We start from the raw sequence: 5,473 nt of genomic DNA on the forward strand, positions 1-5,473 counted from the left end.
ACTGTGACAAAATTTAACTTTTGTCACAGTCCCTCTTTTATTCCGCTTGGTTACCTTTTGGTCCGAACCTAATTTGTTTTACACATCCCAGAACGTGCCACAAGAATTCGTTCTCTTTTTCCGGCTTAAAGTAGGCTGACCGAAGTAACACAAATTTGTTTTTCATTACTTTTATGCTAATATTACTTTTAAAGTAACATCTGGAAAAGGAGGTGTCTTCTGTGGCTAATAATAGATTAAGTGACTTAATTCATATTCTCGTCTTTATCCATACCCACGAGCATCAAAAAAGCACAAGTGCATTAATCGCAAGCAGCATTAACACCAACCCAAGTTTAACCCGCCGCATGATGGGACAACTTAGAAAAGCTAGTTTGCTTGAAACTACTCAAGGAACTGCTGCACCCAGGTTAACCAAAGCTCCGGGTGAAATCACTCTTTTTGAGATTTATTTGGCTACCCAGCCCAAAGAGCCCTTATTAAAGGTTGATCACAATACTTCTAAAAAATGTGTGATTGGCAATTCAATGCCGCATGTTCTTAATAAATACTATCTGGAGGTCCAGCGAGCTGCTGAAGCACGTATGCAGCAAATTACACTTCAAGATATTATCACTGATGTCAAATCAAATATTGAATCTCAGCAACCAAAAACAGGCACCACAACTAATCCCAAAAGCAGCTTGACTTTTTAATCACCCTCTCATATAATGACATTAATTAGTTTTAGAAGGGACGGAACAGTATGGGAAAGTTCAAAGTTGCCAACTTGAATAGTTCATGGCAAAGCCGGCATGGTGGATTGTAATTCGTGAAGAAACGGATACAATCTGGCAAACAGTTTGTATCTGTGCCGACTAACTTTCGTGTACATTAGGAAGTCCGCATGGGTCTAACACAGCGGGCTTCGGTTGCAAGGGCAAACCAAAACTCGTTGGTTTGCCCTTTTTATTTGCCCTCAGCTATCAGTTAAAAATAGGGGGAACACCATGAAAAGAATGTATACATTAATTGCAGCACTGATAATTTTTTTAGGAGTTGCATTTTTCACAACACAAAATGCTAGTAAAACGACTTCGTCAAATAAGGAAAAAATTCCAACAGTCGGTATCTTGCAGCTAGTCACCCACCCTGCCCTTGATCAAATTCATCAAGGTTTCGTTGCAGGCTTGAAAGAATATGGGTATGTTCCAGGAAAAAATATTAAAATCGATTTTCAAAATGCTCAAGGAGATCAGAGCAATTTGAAGACCATGAGCACAAAATTTGCAAACGAAAACGTTGATCTAGTTGCCGGAATCGCTACACCGGCGGCACAGGCACTCGCAAATTCCGTCTCTAAAAGCACTCCAGTGATTCTGGCAGGTATCACAGATCCTGCTGGCAGCGGCTTAGTAAAATCTGATAAGCATCCAGGTGGAAATGTCACCGGTACTTCTGGTGAATCTCCGCTACAAAAGCAACTGGAACTCTTAAAACAAATTGTCCCCAATGCAAAAACGATTGGAATTATCTACACTTCCTCCGACCATGGTGGCGCATATAATGCAAAGAAGTTTGCAAAACTCTGCCAACAAGCTGGTGTTAACTACAAACTATATACCATCTCTAGTACTAACGATATGCAACAAGTTGCGGAACAAATGACCTCTCAGGTTGATGCAGTCTATGCACCTCAAGATAATGGAGTTGCCTCAGCAATGAAAACATTGGTCAATGTCGCCAATCAGGCAAAGATTCCTGTAATTCCTTCCGCTGATACAATGGTCAAAGATGGCGGTCTTGCTTCATATGCAATCAGTCAAAAAGAACTTGGTAAAGTTGCGGGTGAAATGGCTGCACAGGTCCTGCGAGGACGCAAAACTGCAACTTTCCCAGTTGCGTATGTTACTAAGGGGACGTATGTAATTAATCAAAAAGAAGCTAAGTTATTAGGAATTACGTTGCCAAATGAAATTGTAAAACAGGCTGAAGCGAAAGGAGAAGTCTTTAAATGAGTATGATTGTTTCAAGTATAGGTCAGGGCCTGTTGTGGGCTGTATTAGGCGTCGCATTATTTTTAACCTTCCGGATCTTGAATTTTCCAGACATGACGGTTGAAGGTACCTTTCCGTTGGGAGCGGCCACAGCAGTTGCTGCTATCAGTCATGGTGTCTCGCCACTTTTGGCAACTGCACTTGCTTTTTTAACAGGCGCACTCGCCGGACTTGTCACTGGTCTGCTCTATACTAAAGGTAAAATTCCCATTTTGTTAGCTGGAATTCTGGTAATGACTGCTTGTCTTTCCATTAACTTGCGGATTATGGGTGGTGCTAATATCTCTTTATTAGGTAAACAAACTGTTTTCAGCAACCACTTCCTCGAATTGCTACCTAAATACTTTGACAGCGTTACAGTCGGACTGATTATCATCGTGGTCGTCACAGCCGCTTTAATTCTGTTTCTTCAAACTGAACTAGGCCAAGCCTTTATTGCGACTGGTGATAATCCGATAATGGCAAATTCTCTCGGTATTAATACTGATAATATGACAATCATGGGCTTAATGGTCTCAAACGGTTTGATTGGCATGGGAGGTGCCTTCATCGCACAAAATAACGGCTACGCTGACGTCAACATGGGCATTGGGATCATCGTAATTGCTTTAGCCTCGATCATTATTGGCGAGGTTGTTTTCGGTGAATTAACACTGAATCAACGTTTAGTTGCCGTTACACTTGGAAGTATTCTCTACCGTTTCGTTTTATTGATTGTCTTGCAATTAGGCTTTAGTACCAATGATCTGAACTTATTGTCTGCCGTAATCCTCGCAATTTGTCTGATGCTTCCCAAGCTAAGTGCATTGTTAGGACTCGACCATATTATTTCTAAGGGGGCAGCAATCCATGGTTCAAAATAAACCTTTACTTTCACTAAAAGAAGTTGTCGCTTATGTTAATCCAAATACTCCTGCACAAACCGCACTGTTGAATCAGCTAAACCTTGAAATCTTTGAAGGCGACTTTATCACAGTTATTGGACCAAATGGGGCTGGAAAATCTACCTTATTCAACACTATTGCTGGTAGTATCCCGGTTGGCAGTGGTCAGCTTCTCCATCATGGTCGCAACATTGCAAAAGAAAATGTTGTCAAAAGATCACAATTCATAAGTCGTGTTTTCCAAGATCCTAAGATGGGAACAGCTCCGCGCATGACAGTTGCAGAAAATCTGAACCTTGCGGCTAAGCGCGGTGACAGCCGTACGCTAAAATTGCGCGGACTTAAGAAAAAACGCCAATTATTCAAGAAACTGACAGCCTCAATGAATAATGGACTCGCAGATAAGCTTGATGTTGCTACTGAAAATCTTTCAGGCGGGCAGCGACAAGCACTTAGCTTCTTAATGGCAATTATCAAGCGCCCTGAGCTGCTCTTACTTGACGAACATACCGCTGCACTTGATCCTAAAACCAGTGCACAGTTAATGGAACAAACCAATCGGAATATCACAGAACAAAAATTAACTTGCCTGATGATTACCCATCGGATGGACGATGCCTTAAAATATGGTAATCGACTCGTTGTCCTTGATAAAGGTAAAATTACCTTTGATGTCAGCGGTGAACAAAAGAAAAAGCTAACTAAAGAAGATCTTCTCGCATTATTCAGCGAAATCGAATAGAATATATATCACATAAACATGTTCTAAGGGTAAAGCTAAGGGGCTGTGACAAAATTTAACTTTTGTCACAGCCCCTCTTTTATTCCGGATAAACGTGTTCCATAAGTCAAAATTCTCCGTCTAACTGCGAATTACTCATAGCAAAGTACTCGCTATGTTCGTAATTTCGAGTTAGCACTTAAATTTTCCCGACTTATGTCATACTCTCTTAGCTTTATCTTTAATATTTAATATCCGAATTAACAGTTACTAACGATTTTAAAATCTACCGTGCTTTAACTTTATGCCAAAGCGTTAACGATTGCATTATTAAACGCAGGGATGTCATCTGGGGTACGGCTTGTGATCAAGTTGTGGTCTGTCACAACAGGCTCGTCTCTGACCACACCGCCTGCGTAATAAAGATCAGATTGAACAGTCTGATATGCAGTTAATTCACGGCCCTTAACAAGTCCAGTTTGGATAAAGAGCTGCGGTCCATGGCAAATTGCAAAAAGTGGCTTATCTGCCAAAAGAAAGTGCTTCGTAAATGCCACAAAGGCTTCATCAGCCCGCAACTGATCAGGAGAAAAGCCACCTGGCAATAGCAAAGCATCAAAAGCGGTCGGTTGCACTTCGTTAATGTTTTTGTCAACTTTAATCTCAGTTCCATGTTTTCCAGTAACTACTGTTTTCCCGGCGGGGCTAATTGTGGTAATTGTATGTCCTGCCTTTTTCAAAGCTTCAACCGGAGCGGTATATTCTACATCTTCCACTAAATCGGTTACTAATACTGCAACTTTACTCATTAAAATTCCTCCTTGCAGGTCTTTGTCTACGGTTACAACTATAGCAAGCAAGGTTAGTTAATTCAATTGATCAGCTTGTGCCTGAAAAAGCAATGTTTGTCAGTTCTGCAATTATAGTCTACAATGACGGTGATATCTAAAACGTTTTTAAAAATTCCGGAGGTGTTTTTAATGGAAATCGGTTTTATTGGCGGCGGACATGTTGCCCAAGTATTAGCTTCACTGTTTATTAACGCAGGACATTCTGTAGTGCTCACAAACAAACATGGCCTAGATAGGTTAAAACCAGTAATTCAACGCCTAGGTGCGCGGGCTGAGGCTGGAAATCTGGCTGAGGTTGCACGCCAAGAACTGATTGTGCTCGCACTTCCTTACAAAGCAATTTTTGAACTCGATCAAACCCTATTCAATGGGAAAGCGGTCGTAGATGCAACAAATTATTTCCCTCATCGGGATGGAGAATTTGAACAGCTTACCAGCCATCAACTTGCTAGTTCGGAGCTGGTCGCACATCATTTTAAAGGTGCTAAAATTGTCAAAGCTTTCAATACCATTCCTGTTGCTAACCTTGAAAATTTGGCTAGAAATGTTAGTGATGACAAACGCATTGCACTGCCAATTGCGGGTGATTCACAGGTTAAGGCAACTGTTTCCGACTTGATTAAGCAAATTGGCTTCACGCCCTATAATGTTGGCGATTTAAAGGATAGTTTGAAGTTTCAGGCTGATACACCGTTGTTTCTTTTTTCAGGAAATCGTAATGAGTTGACGGCAAAATTCGCAAAATAATAACTAGAAGTGCCGACAACTAGCGTTCAGCCGCCGTGGACTAAAGTCAGAATTATAAAGTAACCTGGGTTTGGTTACGCATAATTCTGGCTTAGGCACAGGAGGTTGCTGGTTGGAGCACATTAAAGAAGTGCCGACACCCTGCGCTCATTAACAGCACTGAATTCAGTTGGTGCTGCCGGCTTAAAAGTTGCATCTAAAGCTTGACTGCTCATAAATAAAGGGCTGTGACAA

The 5,473-nt window shown here is 41.3% G+C and carries 6 protein-coding genes; 5 read left to right on the forward strand and 1 reads right to left on the reverse strand.

The window, feature by feature from the left end; genetic code table 11:
• Positions 1-221: 221 nt before the first annotated feature.
• From FD50_RS08090 to FD50_RS08105, 4 genes are all read left to right on the forward strand, one after another.
• The gene (locus FD50_RS08090; protein ID WP_054758016.1) at positions 222-695 is read left to right on the forward strand and encodes an Rrf2 family transcriptional regulator; all 474 of its coding nucleotides are present in this window, start codon (positions 222-224) and stop codon (positions 693-695) included.
• A 294-nt stretch (positions 696-989) separates the two neighbouring features.
• A complete protein-coding gene (gene trpX / locus FD50_RS08095; protein WP_056961079.1) occupies positions 990-1,997 on the forward strand; it encodes a tryptophan ABC transporter substrate-binding protein in 1,008 nt (335 codons plus the stop codon).
• Positions 1,994-2,899 (forward strand): ABC transporter permease, encoded by a 906-nt coding sequence (locus FD50_RS08100; RefSeq protein WP_056961080.1) that lies wholly within the window; start codon positions 1,994-1,996, stop codon positions 2,897-2,899. The genes trpX and FD50_RS08100 overlap by 4 nt, the downstream gene beginning before the upstream one ends.
• Positions 2,886-3,662 carry an ABC transporter ATP-binding protein gene (locus FD50_RS08105; protein ID WP_056961081.1) on the forward strand — a complete coding sequence of 259 codons (777 nt, stop codon included), beginning with the start codon at positions 2,886-2,888 and terminating at the stop codon, positions 3,660-3,662. Before FD50_RS08100 ends, FD50_RS08105 begins: the two co-directional genes overlap by 14 nt.
• 281 nt (positions 3,663-3,943) lie before the next feature.
• Here FD50_RS08105 and FD50_RS08110 read toward each other — a convergent pair whose 3' ends face one another.
• A complete protein-coding gene (locus FD50_RS08110) occupies positions 3,944-4,450 on the reverse strand; it encodes a type 1 glutamine amidotransferase domain-containing protein (RefSeq protein WP_056961082.1) in 507 nt (168 codons plus the stop codon).
• A 171-nt stretch (positions 4,451-4,621) separates the two neighbouring features.
• On the opposite strand from FD50_RS08110, the gene FD50_RS08115 reads away from it, so the two are divergent.
• Entirely contained in the window at positions 4,622-5,239 is a 618-nt protein-coding gene (locus FD50_RS08115) for an NADPH-dependent F420 reductase (protein ID WP_056961083.1), read from the forward strand.
• The last annotated feature ends 234 nt before the right edge of the window (positions 5,240-5,473 follow it).

The organism is Liquorilactobacillus satsumensis DSM 16230 = JCM 12392, from assembly GCF_001435195.1.
In the GTDB taxonomy this organism is placed as follows: Bacteria; Bacillota; Bacilli; order Lactobacillales; family Lactobacillaceae; genus Liquorilactobacillus; species Liquorilactobacillus satsumensis.

Coding starts and splice junctions, on each gene's coding strand:
- trpX (WP_056961079.1), top strand. CDS start 990: ATGAAAAGAATGTATACATTAATTGCAGCACTGATAATTTTTTTAGGA.
- FD50_RS08110 (WP_056961082.1), bottom strand. CDS start 4,450: ATGAGTAAAGTTGCAGTATTAGTAACCGATTTAGTGGAAGATGTAGAA.
- FD50_RS08115 (WP_056961083.1), top strand. CDS start 4,622: ATGGAAATCGGTTTTATTGGCGGCGGACATGTTGCCCAAGTATTAGCT.
- FD50_RS08100 (WP_056961080.1), top strand. CDS start 1,994: ATGAGTATGATTGTTTCAAGTATAGGTCAGGGCCTGTTGTGGGCTGTA.
- FD50_RS08105 (WP_056961081.1), top strand. CDS start 2,886: ATGGTTCAAAATAAACCTTTACTTTCACTAAAAGAAGTTGTCGCTTAT.